Annotated in this window: 14 protein-coding genes; 9 read left to right on the top strand and 5 right to left on the bottom strand. The window is 63.8% G+C overall.

Annotated elements, in window-relative coordinates; translation table 11 throughout:
• Nucleotides 1-27: 27 nt before the first annotated feature.
• Nucleotides 28-438 (bottom strand): hypothetical protein, encoded by a 411-nt coding sequence (locus HJB84_RS11950; protein WP_207580546.1) that lies wholly within the window; start codon nt 436-438, stop codon nt 28-30.
• A 129-nt stretch (nt 439-567) separates the two neighbouring features.
• Here HJB84_RS11950 and HJB84_RS11945 point away from each other — a divergent pair, with 129 nt between their 5' ends.
• Entirely contained in the window at nt 568-1,026 is a 459-nt protein-coding gene (locus HJB84_RS11945; protein ID WP_207580545.1) for a GNAT family N-acetyltransferase, read from the top strand.
• Nucleotides 1,027-1,043: 17 nt separating this feature from the next.
• On the opposite strand, the gene HJB84_RS11940 is transcribed toward HJB84_RS11945, so the two are convergent.
• The 3 genes from HJB84_RS11940 to parE all read right to left on the bottom strand — a co-directional run bounded on the left by HJB84_RS11940 (nt 1,044) and on the right by parE (nt 5,832).
• The gene (locus HJB84_RS11940) at nt 1,044-2,261 is read right to left on the bottom strand and encodes an AI-2E family transporter (protein ID WP_221116014.1); all 1,218 of its coding nucleotides are present in this window, start codon (nt 2,259-2,261) and stop codon (nt 1,044-1,046) included.
• 115 nt (nt 2,262-2,376) lie between these two features.
• Nucleotides 2,377-3,531 carry an esterase-like activity of phytase family protein gene (locus HJB84_RS11935; protein ID WP_221116013.1) on the bottom strand — a complete coding sequence of 385 codons (1,155 nt, stop codon included), beginning with the start codon at nt 3,529-3,531 and terminating at the stop codon, nt 2,377-2,379.
• Between the two features lie 189 nt (nt 3,532-3,720).
• Nucleotides 3,721-5,832: a DNA topoisomerase IV subunit B gene (gene parE, locus HJB84_RS11930; protein ID WP_207580542.1), complete on the bottom strand. Its 2,112-nt coding sequence runs from the start codon at nt 5,830-5,832 to the stop codon at nt 3,721-3,723.
• A 207-nt stretch (nt 5,833-6,039) separates the two neighbouring features.
• On the opposite strand from parE, the gene HJB84_RS11925 reads away from it, so the two are divergent.
• From HJB84_RS11925 to HJB84_RS11905, 5 genes are all read left to right on the top strand, one after another.
• A complete protein-coding gene (locus HJB84_RS11925) occupies nt 6,040-6,939 on the top strand; it encodes an alpha/beta hydrolase (RefSeq protein ID WP_221116012.1) in 900 nt (299 codons plus the stop codon).
• A 153-nt stretch (nt 6,940-7,092) separates the two neighbouring features.
• A complete protein-coding gene (gene tpiA / locus HJB84_RS11920; protein WP_207580540.1) occupies nt 7,093-7,863 on the top strand; it encodes a triose-phosphate isomerase in 771 nt (256 codons plus the stop codon).
• Nucleotides 7,864-7,982: 119 nt separating this feature from the next.
• Nucleotides 7,983-8,474, top strand: a complete 492-nt coding sequence (secG, locus tag HJB84_RS11915) for a preprotein translocase subunit SecG (RefSeq protein ID WP_221116011.1) — start codon at nt 7,983-7,985, stop codon at nt 8,472-8,474.
• A 144-nt stretch (nt 8,475-8,618) separates the two neighbouring features.
• Entirely contained in the window at nt 8,619-10,247 is a 1,629-nt protein-coding gene (locus HJB84_RS11910; protein WP_007629126.1) for a CTP synthase, read from the top strand.
• A 74-nt stretch (nt 10,248-10,321) separates the two neighbouring features.
• A complete protein-coding gene (locus tag HJB84_RS11905) occupies nt 10,322-10,792 on the top strand; it encodes an SRPBCC family protein (protein ID WP_221116027.1) in 471 nt (156 codons plus the stop codon).
• 41 nt (nt 10,793-10,833) lie between these two features.
• Here HJB84_RS11905 and HJB84_RS11900 read toward each other — a convergent pair whose 3' ends face one another.
• The gene (locus HJB84_RS11900; RefSeq protein WP_221116010.1) at nt 10,834-11,922 is read right to left on the bottom strand and encodes a citrate synthase/methylcitrate synthase; all 1,089 of its coding nucleotides are present in this window, start codon (nt 11,920-11,922) and stop codon (nt 10,834-10,836) included.
• An 84-nt stretch (nt 11,923-12,006) separates the two neighbouring features.
• Between HJB84_RS11900 and HJB84_RS11895 the strand changes: the two genes are divergently transcribed.
• The 3 genes from HJB84_RS11895 to HJB84_RS11885 all read left to right on the top strand — a co-directional run bounded on the left by HJB84_RS11895 (nt 12,007) and on the right by HJB84_RS11885 (nt 15,662).
• Nucleotides 12,007-13,152, top strand: coding sequence for a citrate synthase (locus HJB84_RS11895; protein ID WP_207580537.1), 1,146 nt, complete (start codon nt 12,007-12,009; stop codon nt 13,150-13,152).
• A gap of 131 nt (nt 13,153-13,283) precedes the next feature.
• Nucleotides 13,284-13,802, top strand: a complete 519-nt coding sequence (locus tag HJB84_RS11890; protein ID WP_207580536.1) for a FecR domain-containing protein — start codon at nt 13,284-13,286, stop codon at nt 13,800-13,802.
• Between the two features lie 3 nt (nt 13,803-13,805).
• Nucleotides 13,806-15,662, top strand: a complete 1,857-nt coding sequence (locus HJB84_RS11885) for a CHASE2 domain-containing protein (protein WP_221116009.1) — start codon at nt 13,806-13,808, stop codon at nt 15,660-15,662.
• Nucleotides 15,663-15,664: the final 2 nt, after the last annotated feature.

The raw sequence follows: 15,664 nt of genomic DNA, 5'->3' as shown, positions 1-15,664 counted from the left end.
CCGCTGCACACTTCCGGGCGACATGCATTAATCGGCCAGCCGCGTGACGACCCAAGAATAGCTGGCGGAGACGAAATGCACCGGTTTGGCGAGCGTGTCCTTGACGCTTCTGCCGGAGGGCAGATGGTCGCGGACCTGTCCGGCAATGTCGTCGGCAAAACCACGCAGTCCCTGCGGGTGCTGTTCGGCCGCTTCGGGTGCGGCCGGCGTTACGGGCGCCGGTTTCGGCGGTTCGGCGGCAGCGACTGCTTTGGGCGCTTCGCAGACTGCGATCACCGAGGGATAGCTGACATTGGCATAGGTTTTCAACCGGCGTTCGGCTTCGGCATCGCAGGCGGCAACCGTCTCCCAGCGTTTGTCGACCGTCGCGACATAGCTGCACTGGCTGATGGAATCGTCGCAACCGAGAATGGTCATCGCGATCAGCACCGCTTGCATATTTTGCCTCCGTGGCTATTGAGCATGCCATCGTCTTAGAGGGCGCAATTCCAACCGAATGAAGGCAGGAGCATTAACTCTTGGTCATCTCCGGAAAAATCTTGCCCTGCGCCAACAGAAAGAGGCAGCATGTCCGTCACCATCGCCCTGGAGCCACCGCGTCAGGACGGCGTCATCCGCCTTCTCGATCTGTCCGATGCCTATGCGCAATCGCTCTATCCCCCAGAGAGCAACCATCTGGTCGACCTCTCCTTGCTGGAGAAGCCGTCGGTGAGATTCCTGGTCGCGCGCAACGGCGATGCGATCGTCGGCTGCTGCGCGCTGGTCGAGGCCGGCGACGGCACGGCCGAGATCAAGCGCATGTTCGTCGATCCAGAGGCGAGGGGGCTGCGGGTCGCCAGCGGCCTGATGAACGCGCTCGAAGCGATCGCTAGGGAAAAGCGGCTATCGGCGATCCGGCTCGAAACCGGCATCTACCAGCCCGAGGCGATCGCTCTCTACCGCAAATACGGATACCGGGACATCGAGCCTTTCGGCAGCTATCTGCCGGACCCGCTCAGCCTGTTCATGGAAAAGCGGCTGGGATGACGGTCTGCTAAGGCGGTTCAGCCTTCGGCAATACGGGGGATCGTCTTCGGCGATTCGGGGATTGCCGGCGTGGCCTGTTCGTCGATGAGAACCTGCGGTCCCGTCTCGCTCTTGTCGGCGTTGCGGGCCTCGTGGATCCATTCGCGCCAGATGGCGACGATCAACGCCATCAGCACCGGGCCGATGAAGAGGCCGAGGAAACCCATCGTCTTGACGCCGCCGACGAGGCCGAAAAAGGTCGGCAGGAAGGGCAGCTTGATCGGGCCGCCGACGAGCTTCGGCCGCAGCGTCTTGTCCACAATGAAGAGCTCGACGGTTCCCCAGACAAAGAGACCGATGCCGGCCACATGCGAGCCGCTTGCCAGCAGATAGATTGAGACCAGCGTGAAGGAGAGCGGCGCACCGCCCGGGATCAGCGCCATCACGCCAGTCAGCACGCCGAGTGTCACCGGCGACGGTACGCCGGCTATCCAGTAGGCCAGGCCGAGCACGATGCCTTCGCCGATCGCAATCAGCGTCATACCCATGACTGTCGAGCTGATTGTCGCCGGCACGACACGGGAAATGCGCTCCCAGCGGTTAGGCAGGATGCGTTCGCCGAGCATGTCGATCTGCTTGGAAAATGAAAAACCGTCGCGATAGACAAAGAACAGCGCGATCAGCATGAAGAGCAGCGTCAGCAGGAGATGGAAGGCGCCACCGCCGGCCGCAAGCACGGCACGGTAGATATTGCCGATATTGGCTCCGCTGACCGCCTGGATAACCTCGCCCAGGGCGCCGGGGCTGCCGATATATTTGGTCCAGACTTCATCGAGATAGGTGCCTGCCCACGGCAGCGCGACGATCCAGGCCGGTGTCGGGGCGCCGGCGCGGTTGGCGTGGATTGCCCAGGCAACCCAGGTGCGCACTTCACCCGTCGTATAGGTGACGGCAAGGCCGATCGGGATGACCAGGAAAGTGATGATCATGATGATGGCTATGGTCGCGGCGATCGTCGTATTGCCGCCGACGCGGGCAAGAAGCTTGCGGTAGAGCGGCCAGCTGGCGAACCCGATGACCAGCGACGCCAGCACCGGTACGAGGAAGCCGTAGAAGAAGTAGACACCGGCCGCGACGATCAGAACAAGCAGCCAGCGCGCAGCCGAAATGGAGGGAATCAGCGGCGTGCGTGTCGGTGCCGACGACCCGAGCCATCGCGGTTCATGATTGCTTTTCTGACGGTCGAACACACCCACGCGCGCCTCTTCTTTTTCTTGTACTCTGGTTATGGGCCATCAACCCGGCGGTTTCAAGGTCCGCACCGTGAAAGCGTATACAAAGCGTCGCCAATCGGCCGCCAGACCGAGCGTCTTACTGCTGCAGACGCCTGACAACCTTGAAGGCGTAGAATTGCGTCTTCTGGCCGGTCGAGAAATTGTTGTCGGAGCCGAGAATGAGAACGTCGGTGCCGTCTTTGGCCTTTCCCAGCGACATGGCCTCGATATTGTCGGGGACGAGCCCGATCGCTCTCAAATCTAGGACCTGGCTCTTGCGGGCCGGGACGACGCGCTGGTCGTTTTTGGCGAGCGAAGCGATGGCGGAAACATCCGTAGCGTCGGCCAGATCCATCATCATGATCTTGATGGTGTTGCCGTAGCCCTGGGCATAACTGCGCTCGACGGCGAGCAGGCGATGGTCGTCGAGCGCAAGCATTTCAGACATACCATTGTCATTGCCGCCATCGGCCTTGGTGGCGGCCTGCGGGATCGGTGAGACCGGGTAGACATACTCGGCCTTCGGCTCGCCGCTCGCGCCGTCGTAGCGGATAATACGCGACAGGCTGCCCGACGTCAGCGAGGGGTTGGGGCCATCCTGATAGAGCGCGGCTTCGACACCGACGAAGACATAGCCGGAGGGCGCGACGGCGAGATCCTCGAAGGCGAGATTGTCGCGGATGCCGGTCGACTTGTCGGCTGTGGGAGCAAAGCCCTGCGGCAGCTTGAATTCGCGCACGAATGAGCCGTCCAGTGCTGTCACGCGGACGAAGGGTGGCAGCAGCGCCTTGCCGTCGCCTTCGCTGCCCCAATAGATGCCGTCCTTGCCGAGACGGATCGACTCTGGGTCGACGGTCCTGGCGGCGAAGGGCTCGCCGTTCTTGTCCTTCAACGTCACTTGGCTGACGACCGATACACCCTTGAGACCGGACGCGCCGACATCGACGTCGAGTTCATAAAAGCGGGCCGGCGCCCGTTCGGAGCGGTCGTCGCTGATGGCGAGATAGTGGCCGGTGACGGCATCGAAATCGAGGCCGGAAATGCCGCCGAATTCGACGCCGTTTTCCATGTGACCTGTGGGGATCACGAATTCACCGAGATAGGAGAGCGAAATGCCGGCGGCGCAATCGCCGAAGGGGCAGGCGGTCTCGAAGGTGGCGCCGATCTCAGTCGCGCGGATATCTGTGGCGCTGGCGATGACGGTGCTGGAAAGAAGAATGAAAGCGGCAGCCGCGAGAAAACGCTTGGTCATGGCAAAGATCCGGCAGGGGGTTGAAACGGTTCGAACCGGCGCAGCTGCTCCCCAGAGGGGAAGGCGCGCCGACCGCTTCATGCGCCGGTTGTTTGAAGGCCTTGTTACGGTTCTTCGTCAGTTCCGTGAAATCGCAGATGCTAAAATGCAGGCCGCGCCGAACCCACGTCTATCCCGCTCGCATATGTTTTAAATATCGAGGTTTTCGGCGAAGGCGGCGCGATCCTGGATGAATCGGAAGCGGGCTTCCGGCTTGGTGCCCATCAGATCGTCGACGGCGCTGCGGGTGCCCTCGAAATCCACCTCGTCGATCATGACCTTCAGCAAGGTGCGCTTGGACGGATCCATCGTGGTTTCCTTGAGCTGGGAGGCCATCATCTCGCCGAGACCTTTGAAGCGGCTGATCTCGACCTTGGCCTTACCCTTGAATTCCGTCTGCATCAGCTCGGCGCGATGATTGTCGTCGCGGGCATAGGCGGATTTCGACCCTTGGGTGATCTTGTAGAGCGGCGGCACGGCGAGGAAGAGGTGGCCGCCGCGCACCAGCTCCGGCATCTCCTGATAAAAGAAGGTGATGAGCAGCGAGGCGATGTGGGCACCGTCGACGTCGGCATCGGTCATGACGATGATGCGCTCGTAGCGCAGGTCTTCGTCGCGGTATTTCGAGCGCGTGCCGCAGCCGAGCGCCTGAATGAGATCGGCGAGCTGCTGATTGGCGCCGAGTTTTTCGCGGCCGGCGCTGGCAACGTTGAGGATCTTGCCGCGCAGCGGCAGAATTGCCTGGTTGGCGCGGTTGCGCGCCTGCTTGGCCGAGCCGCCTGCCGAGTCACCCTCGACGATGAAGAGTTCGGCGCCCTCGGCAGTATTCTGCGAGCAGTCGGCGAGCTTGCCGGGCAGGCGCAGCTTGCGCACCGCGGTCTTGCGGTTGACTTCCTTTTCCTTGCGGCGGCGCAGGCGCTCCTCGGCGCGCTCGATCACCCAGTCGAGCAGCTTGGCCGACTCGTTCGGATTATCGGCAAGGTAATGGTCGAAGGGATCGCGAAGCGCGTTCTCGACGATGCGCTGAGCCTCGACGGTCGCGAGCTTGTCCTTGGTCTGGCCGACGAATTCCGGCTCGCGGATGAAGACCGACAGCATGCCGACGGCCGAGATCATCACGTCATCGGTGGTGATCTGGGCGGCGCGCTTGTTCTGCGTCAGCTCGGCATAGGCCTTGAGGCCTTTGGTCAGCGCGATGCGCAGGCCCGCCTCGTGCGTGCCACCATCGGGCGTCGGAATGGTATTGCAATAGGAATGAACCTGCGGATCTCCGCCGTACCAGGTGATCGCCCATTCCATCGAGCCGTGGCCGCTCACCTTCTCCGTCTTGCCGGCAAAGATCTCGCGGGTGACGGTGAATTCCTTGCCCATCGTCGCCTGGAGATAGTCCTTCAGGCCGCCGGGGAAGTGGAAGACGGCCTTGTCAGGGACCTCGGACCCTTCAGGCAAAACGCCCGCCTCGCAGCTCCAGCGGATCTCGACGCCGCCGAATAGGTAGGCCTTCGAGCGCGCCATGCGGAAGACGCGGGCGGCATCGAACTTCATATGATCGCCAAAGATCTGGGGGTCGGGATGGAAGCGCACGCGGGTACCGCGGCGATTGTGGACGTCGCCCAACTCTTCGAGGCCACCCTGCGGCAGGCCGCGGGAAAAGCGCTGGCGGTAGAGCTTGCGGTTGCGGGCCACCTCGACTTCGAGGTCGTCGGAAAGGGCGTTGACGACCGAGACGCCAACACCGTGTAGACCGCCCGAGGTCTCGTAGGCCTTGCCGTCGAATTTGCCGCCGGCATGCAGTTTGGTCATGATGACTTCGAGCGTCGACTTGCCCGGTACCTGCGGATGGTTCTCGACCGGGATGCCGCGGCCGTTGTCGGAGACGGTGAGATAACCTTCGAGGTCAAGATAGACCTCGATGAAATTGGCGTGTCCGGCGACCGCCTCGTCCATCGCGTTGTCGATGACTTCGGCAAAAAGGTGATGCAGCGCCTTTTCATCGGTGCCGCCGATATACATGCCCGGGCGCATGCGCACCGGCTCGAGGCCTTCGAGGACGCGGATCGACGAGGCGCCGTATTCGTCCGAATTCGACGCAGCGGGCGCCGGCCGGGCTGATGCTCCGGCAGTAGGGGGTGCGGCGGCGGGTGGGGCAGGGGCGGGCGCAGCCGTGACCGGTGGCCGCTCGGCCGGCGCGGCAGGCTTCTGCGCCTCCTCGCGTTTTTCAGAGAGGGGCATTCCGGAAAAGAGGTCGTTGCTATCGTCCATGGATCCGTTCAGATCTTCATCCTGTCTTGGGCGGGCATCCGCCGCCGACCCAAAATCACCGCATTTCATGTCACGTTTGCGAATCAGGCAGATTTTGCCAGAAAGCACCTCTATACGCGACACCGCCGGTTTTGGCGGCTTTTCCCAAATGATTTGCGTTGCCGGGCGCGGAATGGCAAGCGGCGGCAGGCTTCAGGAGCCATCCGAATGCGAATGTCCACAAGTGATTGCACCATCATCACCGCAATTGCGGCGTTTTTCTTGTCCGCGGCCATCCTGTCTGCTGTCGGGCCGGCGCGGGCGGCCGATGCGCTGCCGCCTTTCAAGGACGATCTGTTTTCGAAGCAGGCCACGCTGCAGACAGGCGATGACGGTGCATTCGAGGTCATCGACTATAACGAGATGCGCGATATCAACGGTCGAGACCAGATCCCGCAAAAGCGAGTGCAGCAGAAATATGTGGCGCTTGGCATCCGCAAGGCTCAAGCCGACGAGACGCTGCCTCTCGTCGGCATCAGGCTCGATGTCACCAGGGTGGGACCGGCCGAAAATGCCGCCTTCACGGTAATTTTCATCCATGGCCGCGACGGCGATCGCCGGCTGGGCGCCAACGATTACAGCTTCGGCGGCAATTTCAACCGGCTGAAGAACCTCGTCGCCGGCAATGGCGGCGTTTATTATTCGCCGACGGTCAGGAGTTTCGACAGCAATGGCGTTGCGGCAATCACCGGCCTCATCCGTTATGCCAGCGCCCAATCGCCGGGCCGGCCGGTCATCCTTTCCTGCGCCTCAATGGGCAGCCAGGTCTGCTGGGGCATTGCGCGCGACGGCGACAGCGTCAAGCGGCTGAAGGGCATGCTTGTTATGAGCGGCGTCGCCGATCCCGATTTCACCAGGAGCGCCTTCTACAAGGCGAAGCTGCCGCTCTGGTTCGCGCACGGCAGCCGCGACCCGGTCTATGCCGCCAGCGACCAGCAGGCGCTGTTCGAAAGCCTGCACAAGGCAAAATATCCGACACGGTTCACGCTGTTTGAGACCGGAAATCACGGCACGCCGATCCGGATGATCGACTGGCGCCGGGTCTTGAACTGGATTCTCGCCGGCTGAAGCGGGCTCCCTAGCATTTTTCGGCAGAAATATAGGCTGGATCGCCGAGATTCCCCTTACGTCAAGGGCATGATGCTTTTCTTTGCCGCGCGCTTTTGATATTGCCCAATGCATATGCAGAATTTGGGCATATGCAGAATTTGGAAGGCTGGCATGACACCTGACGTGCGCCCGCTCGTGGCGGGAAACTGGAAAATGAATGGCATGCGTGCCTCCCTGGATCAGATCAAGACGATCGCCGAGGGTGTTTCCTCGCCGCTGGCCGACAAGGTCGAAGCGCTGATCTGCCCGCCGACGACGCTGCTTTACGTGGCGACGGCGCTCTGCACCGACAGCCCGCTGGCGATCGGCGCCCAGGACTGCCATCAGAACCCGTCAGGCGCGCATACCGGCGACATCTCGGCCGAGATGATTGCCGATTGTTTCGGCACGTATGTCATCGTCGGCCACTCCGAGCGGCGCACCGACCATGCTGAAACGGATCATCTGGTCCGCGCCAAGGCGGAGGCTGCCTTCGCCGCCGGGCTGACGGCGATCATCTGCATCGGCGAGACGGCGGATGAACGCCGGACCGGCCAGGCGCTCGACGTCATCAAGCGTCAGCTTTCCGCCTCGGTTCCGGACGGCGCCATCGCCGAGAGCACGGTCATCGCCTACGAGCCGATCTGGGCGATTGGCACCGGTGTGACGCCGACATCAGGCGATGTCGAAAAGGCGCATGCCTTCATGCGCGCCGAGCTAGTGGCCCGCTTCGGCGATGAAGGCCGCAAGATGCGCCTTCTCTACGGCGGCTCGGTCAAGCCGGCCAATGCCGGCGAGCTGATGGGCATCGCCAATGTCGACGGTGCGCTGATCGGCGGGGCGAGCTTGAAAGCAGCCGACTTCCTCGCCATCTACCGGGCCTATGAGGCGCTGCTCGCCTGAGGCATTGTGAATTCCCAAGTTTATTCCGGGCCGAAGGGCTTGGAATAGATCAAAGCCTCATGTAAAGAGCCGCCAGAATTCTTACTTATGTCCGTCTCCAGGCGGGCAGGACTGGACCCATGCAGACCGTATTGATTGTCATTCATCTCATGATCGTGCTCGCGCTCGTCGGCGTCGTGCTCATCCAGCGCTCTGAAGGCGGCGGCCTCGGCATCGGCGGCGGTTCGGGCTTCATGTCGGCCCGCGGCACGGCCAATGCGCTGACGCGCACCACCGCGATCCTGGCGACGCTGTTCTTCCTGACCTCGCTCGGCCTCGGGATACTGACGCGTTACCAAGGCCGTCCGAGCGATATTCTGGACCGCATTCCGGCAACGGGCGGGCAGGGCAACGGCATTCTCGATTCGCTCGGCGGCGGTGCGAAGGCGCCGGCAGGTCAGCCGGCCGGCAACGGCGTTCCGAGCAGCGGGGCGGCAACGCCTGCCGCACCAGCGCCGGCAACTCAGGCTCCGGCAGCGCAGGCCCCCGCGGCTACCGCACCTTCCACGACGGCTCCGGCCGCAACCGCGCCGGCACCGGCTCAGCCCGCCGGCGTCCCGACGGGACAGTAAGCCGGTCTTCGACATAAACCGCCGGCAGGCCCTCGGGTCTGCCGGTTTTCTTTTGTTCAGATTCCTTCGCCACGCTTCGAAAATTCCGGAAAAGAATTTTTGGGGCTGGTGGAATCGTTTTTGAAAAGGTATCCGGTGAATCCCATGGCGCGATACGTATTCATCACTGGCGGCGTGGTTTCCTCTCTCGGAAAAGGAATTGCGGCCGCGGCTCTCGGAGCGTTGCTACAGGCCCGTGGATATCGGGTCCGGCTTCGCAAGCTCGACCCCTATCTGAACGTGGACCCGGGCACGATGAGCCCGACCCAGCACGGCGAGGTCTTCGTCACCGACGACGGCGCGGAAACCGATCTCGATCTCGGCCACTACGAACGCTTCACGGGGCGTTCGGCGACCAAGACCGACAACATCACCACCGGCCGCATCTACAAGAACATCATCGACAAGGAACGGCGCGGCGACTATCTCGGCGCGACGGTGCAGGTCATCCCGCACGTCACCAACGAGATCAAGGATTTCGTCATCGAGGGCAATGACGACTACGACTTCGTCATCTGCGAGATCGGCGGTACGGTCGGCGACATCGAGGCGATGCCCTTCATGGAGGCGATCCGCCAGCTCGGCAACGACCTGCCGCGCGGCACCGCCGTCTACGTCCACCTGACGCTGATGCCCTACATTCCGGCCGCCGGCGAACTCAAGACCAAGCCGACCCAGCATTCGGTCAAGGAACTGCAGGCGCTCGGCATTCATCCCGATATCCTGCTGGTGCGCGCCGACCGCGAAATTCCGGAAGCAGAGCGCCGTAAGCTCTCGCTGTTCTGCAACGTGCGCCCGTCCGCCGTCATCCAGGCGCTCGACGTAGCCAACATCTACGATGTGCCGATTGCCTACCACAAGGAAGGCCTGGACGACGAAGTGCTGGCTGCCTTCGGCATCGAGCCGGCGCCGAAGCCGCGTCTCGACCCGTGGGAAGAGGTCTGCAACCGCATCCGCACGCCGGAGGGCGAGGTGACGATCGCGATCGTCGGCAAATATACCGGCCTCAAGGATGCCTATAAATCGCTGATCGAGGCGCTGCATCACGGCGGCATCGCCAATCGCGTCAAGGTCAAGCTCGAATGGATCGAGTCCGAGGTCTTCGAAAAGGAAGATCCGGCGCCCTATCTCGAAAAAGTGCATGGCATCCTCGTGCCGGGCGGATTCGGCGAGCGCGGTTCGGAAGGCAAGATTCACGCAGCCCGCTTCGCCCGCGAACGCAAGGTGCCGTATTTCGGCATCTGCTTCGGCATGCAGATGGCCGTCATCGAGGCGGCGCGCAATCTCGCCGACGTGTCCGGCGCGTCCTCGACCGAATTCGGCCCGTCCAAGGAGCCGGTGGTCGGCCTGATGACCGAATGGGTCAAGGGCAACGAGTTGCAGAAGCGCACGGCAGCCGGCGATCTCGGCGGCACGATGCGTCTCGGCGCCTACAAGGCGGCGCTGAAAAAGGGCACGAAGATCGCGGATATCTACGGTTCTACCGATATTTCCGAGCGTCATCGCCACCGCTACGAGGTCAATGTCGACTACAAGGACCGGCTCGAGAGCTGCGGCCTCGTCTTCTCCGGCATGTCGCCGGATGGTGTGCTGCCGGAGACGATCGAATATGCCGATCACCCCTGGTTCATCGGCGTGCAGTATCACCCGGAACTGAAGAGCCGGCCGCTCGACCCGCATCCGCTGTTTGCCAGCTTCATCGAAGCGGCGACGGAACAGAGCCGTCTCGTCTAATCACAATGATGATCCAGATCGCGCGATTTCAAGCGCGATCTGGGCAAGTGCTTGTGGTGCTCTATTTTGCCGGCATGGCCACCCAACGCAGCACGACCGTTTCACGCTTCATCGCCGCGCCGCCTGAGCGCATCTACAGTGCCTTCCTGGATGCGGAGGCGGTCGCCACCTGGCTTCCGCCCGGTTCGATGCGCGGGATCGTCCATGCTTTCGAAGGCAGGGAAGGCGGCGCATTCAGCATGTCGCTCGTCTATCCTGATGACGAGGCGTCGCAGCCGGGCAAGACCTCCGACAAGACCGAAAGGTTCGAAGGCCGTTTCGCAAGACTCGTGCCTGATGAGCGGATCGTCTGGGCCACGGTCTTCGATTCCGAAGATGAAGGCTTTTCCGGCGAGATGATGGTCAGCACGACATTGTCACCGGTGGATGGTGGCACCGATGTGACGATGGCCTGCGACAACATTCCCTCCGGCATCCGCCTTGAAGACAATGAGGAAGGGTGCCGTTTGACGCTAGACAACCTGGCTGCTTTCGTCGGCGGTTGACGGTTGGTGGCGGGGACACGCCCCGCCGCCAAAGTTTGCCGTCAAGCAGCGGCCGGCAGCGGGCCGATATAGATCGAGCGCGGGCGAATCAGCCGACCGTCGAGCGCCTGTTCGCGGGCATGCGCCAGCCATCCGACTGTGCGGCCGATCGCGAAGACGCCGGTGAAGGCTTGCCGCGGGAAGCCGAGCGTTTCCAGCAGCAGCGCCGTGTAGAACTCGACATTGACGTCGAGCGGCCGGTTGGGCTTGCGCAGCTTCAGGATCGCCAAGGCGGTAGCTTCCACGGCTTCCGCCAGCGCGCCGCGGGCGCTGTCGACCTGCCCGGTTGATATCAGCGGCTTCAGGGCGTCTTTCAGCGCATCGGCGCGCGGATCGCGGACGCGGTAGATGCGGTGGCCGAAGCCCATCAGCCGTTCGCCGCGATCAAGCGCTTCGCCTAGCCATGGCTCGGCATTCTCGGCCGTTCCGATCGCGTCCAGCATGTCCAGCACCGGACCGGGCGCGCCGCCATGCAGCGGCCCCTTCAGCGCGCTCAGCGCCGCCAGAACCGAAGAGGTGAGCCCGGCTTGGGTCGAGGCGATGACGCGCGATGCGAAGGTCGAGGCATTGAGGCCATGGTCCGATATCGTCACGAGGTAGGCGTCGAGCGCCGCCGTCTGCTCCCTGGTCGGCAATTTGCCGGTCAGCATGCGCAGGATATCGGCCGCCTGCGGCAGCGAGGCGTCGGGCCTGATCGGTTTTTCGCCGCGCTGCAGGCGCAGAACAGCCGGCAGGAAGACGGCGGGCGCTGCCAGAAGGCTGAGCGCTGTATCGAAATCCTCACCGTCTGGCAGCCGGGCGATCAGTGCCCGCATCGCATCGACCGGGGGCAGGGCGAGCAGGGCGGTATCGGCAGCCTTGATATGATCGAACACCCCAGTTCGGGCTTTCGCCAGCCAGCCGCGCAATTCTGTTTCACCGAAGCTTCGTTCCATCAGCCCGTCGAGCAATAGCGCGGCGACACCTTCATAGGTGCCGTCTAAGACCAGATGATCCAGCGATATGCCGCGGATGATCAGCCGCCCCGCTTCGCCATCGACATCCGAGAGCTGCGTTTCGGCGGCAATGACATCTTCCAAGCCGTTTTTCATATTGTTTTCTCCTTTACGGACTGGATGATCCGACCTAGTCTCATTGACGTCAATCTTGACGCAATTGATCAATATGAGGCTCCGATGTCGTGGCTGACCGCCGAGGAGGCGCTACGGGCGCTGAAGACCAAGCCGCAGACGCTCTACGCCAATGTCAGCCGCGGTCGCATCCGTGCCAAGGCCGATCCCACCGACCCACGCCGCAGCCTCTACCAGGCGACCGACGTGCAGCGGCTTGCCGAGCGTCATGCCGGCCGCCGCAAGACCGAAACCGTTGCCGCCGAGGCGATAAAGTGGGGCGATCCGGTTCTCTCGTCGGCAATCTCCACCATTATCAATGGGCGGCTTTCCTATCGCGGACTCGATGCGGCCGTTTTTGCCGAGGCAGCGACGCTGGAGCAGACGGCGGCACTGCTTTGGAACGGTGCGGAAGCGGTGTTCTCCGGCGCCGGCGCCGGGTACGCCGCTCCGTCGCTTCAGGCTGCTTTCCTGGCGCTGGCAGGGCGGGTGACATCGGATCTGCCGTCGCTCGGCCGATCGCAGGCGGTACTTCGCCGCGAGGCGCAGGGAGTCCTCTCCACCGTCGCCGATGCTCTGGCGCCGGGGCCATCGGATCGGCCGCTGCATCTGCGGCTTGCGGAAAGCTGGCAGCGGCCGGATGCTGCCGATTGCCTGCGTCGGGCGCTGGTGCTGCTTGCCGATCACGAACTCAACGCCTCGACTTTTGCGGCGCGGGTCACGGCATCGACGGGTGCCGCGCTTTCGGCCGCCGTGCTTTCCGGACTGGCGACGCTGACCGGGCCACTGCATGGCGCCGCCTGGCAGGGTGTCGACGCCTTGATCGAAGCCGCTGTCACCCTCGGGGCCGAGCAGGCGATCCGCCGCACGCTTGCTCAGGGCCATCGCCTGTCGGCCTTTGGCCATCCGCTCTATCCCGACGGCGATATCAGGGCTATTGCGCTGCTCTCGCATTTCCCCCTGCCGCTGGAATTTGCAGACCTTCGTGATGCGGGCGAAGCAATGGTCGGCGAGAAGGTCAATCTCGATTTCGCGCTTGCCGCGATGGCCGCCGCCTTCGATCTTCCAAAGGAGGCGCCGATCATCATGTTCTCGCTCGCTCGTTCCGCCGGTTGGCTTGCGCATGCGATGGAGCAGATCGACAGCGGCGAATTGATCCGGCCGCGGGCGCGTTATGCCGGACCAGCGCCGGATACCAACACCAGCCGCTAATGCTGGCGATTGTGGCGGTTTGCTTTTTTACCTAGGGAATTATCCGAATTCGGCTATCATGCCTGCCATGGAAGAAGACGGTTGGCGGACGCTTTGGAAAAAGCTGCCCGCACGGTCATGGGGGCCTTTCCATGAATACGAAACTTCGCAGCCTGCTTGCCGCCGCACTCGCTGTCGGCCTCATTCCACATGAGGCGGCCTTTGCGCAGTCTGCCGGCTGCACGATCTCGCGCGACGCCGGCGCCCGCCAGGTGTTCACTTGTCCCGGCGGAGTAAAGATCACGGCGGAGGCTGGCGCCTCCTTCCGCCTTGCCGACCGCAACCGTGACGGCAGCCCCGATTCAGCGTCGCTGCGGCGCAAGGCCATCCTCGTCGATGTCGACAGCAGCCAGCACGCGAGTGGTTTTGAGGTGGTGACGCCGCAGGCGATCGCCGCCGTGCGCGGCACGCAATGGGCCGTCGACGTCGCAGGCGGCAAGACCTCGGTGCTGGTCGTGCGAGGCAGCGTCGCGGTCCGCCGACCGGCTGGCGAGCAGGTGGTGCTGTCGCCGGGCGAGGGCGTCGATGTCAGTGCCGGAACGGAACCCCTCATCGTGCGTCGCTGGCCGGCGCCGCGCGCCGCCGCTCTCCTTGCCCGCCTCGGCCAGTAATCGATGAACCATCGCCTGCAGACGGTGATCGCGCTGTTTTTCGCCGGCCTTTGGGGAGCTGCGCTCGGCTATGCCAATCTCACTGCCGGAAGCGGCCTTCTCGACCGGATGGAGGCCTCGCTCACCGATATCCGCAGCGTTATCGTCGGGGCGAAAACGCCGCCTCCCGGCGTCTCGATCGTCGCCATCGACGACCGCACCGCGGCGTCCCACGGTTACCCCCTTGATCGGGCCACACTTGCGCGCCTTGTCAGCGCAATCAACGCCTTGAAGCCGAAGGCCCTGGCGCTCGACATTCTGCTGGTCGATCCCGGGCCGGAGGAGGGCGATGCGGCGCTGGCTACCGCCCTTGCCCAGGGGCCGAGCGTGATTGCGGCCGCAGCCACCTTCACCAGAAGCAGCCAGCAGGTCACCGATGCCGCCAACGATCCGCTCGCCGCCATCCCCGAGGCAGGTCAGCTTCTGTTGCCGCTTCCCCGCTTTGCCGAGGCCGCCGCCGTCGGCATCGTCAATGTCGCAACCGACCAGACCGGCACGCCGCGTTACATTCCGCTGATCTCACGCGCCGCGGATCGATTGGATCCGGCCTTTCCGCTGCGCGCCGCTTCGGTGGCGCTCGGCGTCGACCCCAGCATCGAACCCGATGCCATCATGCTCGGAAAGCTGCGTATCCCCACCGATATCGGCCAGCGGCTGCCGGTGACCTTCTATGGCGGGCACGGCAGCATCGCCACCTTCAGCGCGGCCGATGGGCTGGATGACACGCTTTCGGCCGATGCGGTTGCCGGCCGCATCGTCGTCATCGGCTCGACGGTCACCGGCGGCGGCGACGTCTTCCCGACGCCGTTCGATCCGGTTATGCCCGGCGTCGAGGTGATGTCGACGGCGATCACCCATCTCGTCAGCGGCGATGGCATGGTGCGCGACCACCGGATAAGGCTGATCGATGCCGGCATCGCCCTCGGCCTGCCGATCGTGCTCGTTTCGCTGATTGCCTGGCGACGGAGTGCTATGGGCTACCTCATCATCGTGTTGACGCTGATCGTCTGGGCGCTGCTCAATCTTTCGGCCTTTGCGCATGGTTATTGGCTGAGCGCGGCGCTGCCGATCGCCGCAGCGCTGCCGCCGGCGCTGATCTTCGGTGCAGCCGAACTCTGGCGCGACCGCGGCCGCGCCCGCCATTTTGCCGAGCAGAGCGCGTTGCTGCAGCGCATCGAGGCGCCCGGCCTCGGCGAGTGGCTGGCACGCGATCCAAATTTCCTCGCCGCACCGGTGCGCCAGAACGCTGCCGTCATCTTCATCGATCTCTCGGGTTTCACCGGCCTCAGCGAAAACCTCGGCCCGGTCAAGGTGAGCGAGGTTCTGAGCGGATTCTTCGAACTGGTCGATGAGGAGGCGCGCGCCCACGGCGGCGCCATCACCAGCTTCATGGGCGACGGGGCGATGATCCTGTTCGGCCTGCCGGAGCCTGCCGATGACGATGCCGCCCGGGCCGCTGCCTGCGCCGTCAGCCTGTGCGAGCGCACGCGGGCCTGGCTTGGATCGCACGGAGGCTTCGCGGAGAAGAGGATCGGCTTCAAGGTCGGCGCCCATTGCGGCCCGATCGTCGCCTCGCGCCTTGGCACCGGCGACCGGCAACAGATCACCGCGGCAGGCGACACCATCAACGTCGGCAGCCGCCTGATGGAGGTCGCCGCCCGCCATGGCGTCGAGCTGGCGCTGAGCGCCGAAATCGTCCGCGCGGCGGGCCCCGACAGCGCGTTGCTGCAGGCGGGCCGCATGGAGGGTCCGTTGGAAACGACGCTGCGCGGCCGGGCAAGGCATATCGACGCGTGGCTGTGGCGCAGCCGCACGCTTTGACA

This window comes from Rhizobium sp. NZLR1b (assembly GCF_019685155.1).
GTDB lineage: Bacteria > Pseudomonadota > Alphaproteobacteria > Rhizobiales > Rhizobiaceae > Rhizobium.
This window is presented reverse-complemented; position numbering and strand designations above follow the sequence as displayed.

Bases quoted from the DNA above. Each gene is read 5' to 3' on its own strand.
- HJB84_RS11905 (WP_221116027.1), top strand. From the start codon at position 10,322: ATGGCCACCCAACGCAGCACGACCGTTTCACGCTTCATCGCCGCGCCG.
- HJB84_RS11895 (WP_207580537.1), top strand. From the start codon at position 12,007: ATGTCGTGGCTGACCGCCGAGGAGGCGCTACGGGCGCTGAAGACCAAG.
- secG (WP_221116011.1), top strand. From the start codon at position 7,983: ATGCAGACCGTATTGATTGTCATTCATCTCATGATCGTGCTCGCGCTC.
- HJB84_RS11935 (WP_221116013.1), bottom strand. From the start codon at position 3,531: ATGACCAAGCGTTTTCTCGCGGCTGCCGCTTTCATTCTTCTTTCCAGC.
- HJB84_RS11945 (WP_207580545.1), top strand. From the start codon at position 568: ATGTCCGTCACCATCGCCCTGGAGCCACCGCGTCAGGACGGCGTCATC.
- HJB84_RS11925 (WP_221116012.1), top strand. From the start codon at position 6,040: ATGCGAATGTCCACAAGTGATTGCACCATCATCACCGCAATTGCGGCG.
- HJB84_RS11950 (WP_207580546.1), bottom strand. From the start codon at position 438: ATGCAAGCGGTGCTGATCGCGATGACCATTCTCGGTTGCGACGATTCC.
- HJB84_RS11900 (WP_221116010.1), bottom strand. From the start codon at position 11,922: ATGAAAAACGGCTTGGAAGATGTCATTGCCGCCGAAACGCAGCTCTCG.
- HJB84_RS11885 (WP_221116009.1), top strand. From the start codon at position 13,806: ATGAACCATCGCCTGCAGACGGTGATCGCGCTGTTTTTCGCCGGCCTT.
- HJB84_RS11890 (WP_207580536.1), top strand. From the start codon at position 13,284: ATGAATACGAAACTTCGCAGCCTGCTTGCCGCCGCACTCGCTGTCGGC.
- tpiA (WP_207580540.1), top strand. From the start codon at position 7,093: ATGACACCTGACGTGCGCCCGCTCGTGGCGGGAAACTGGAAAATGAAT.
- HJB84_RS11910 (WP_007629126.1), top strand. From the start codon at position 8,619: ATGGCGCGATACGTATTCATCACTGGCGGCGTGGTTTCCTCTCTCGGA.
- parE (WP_207580542.1), bottom strand. From the start codon at position 5,832: ATGGACGATAGCAACGACCTCTTTTCCGGAATGCCCCTCTCTGAAAAA.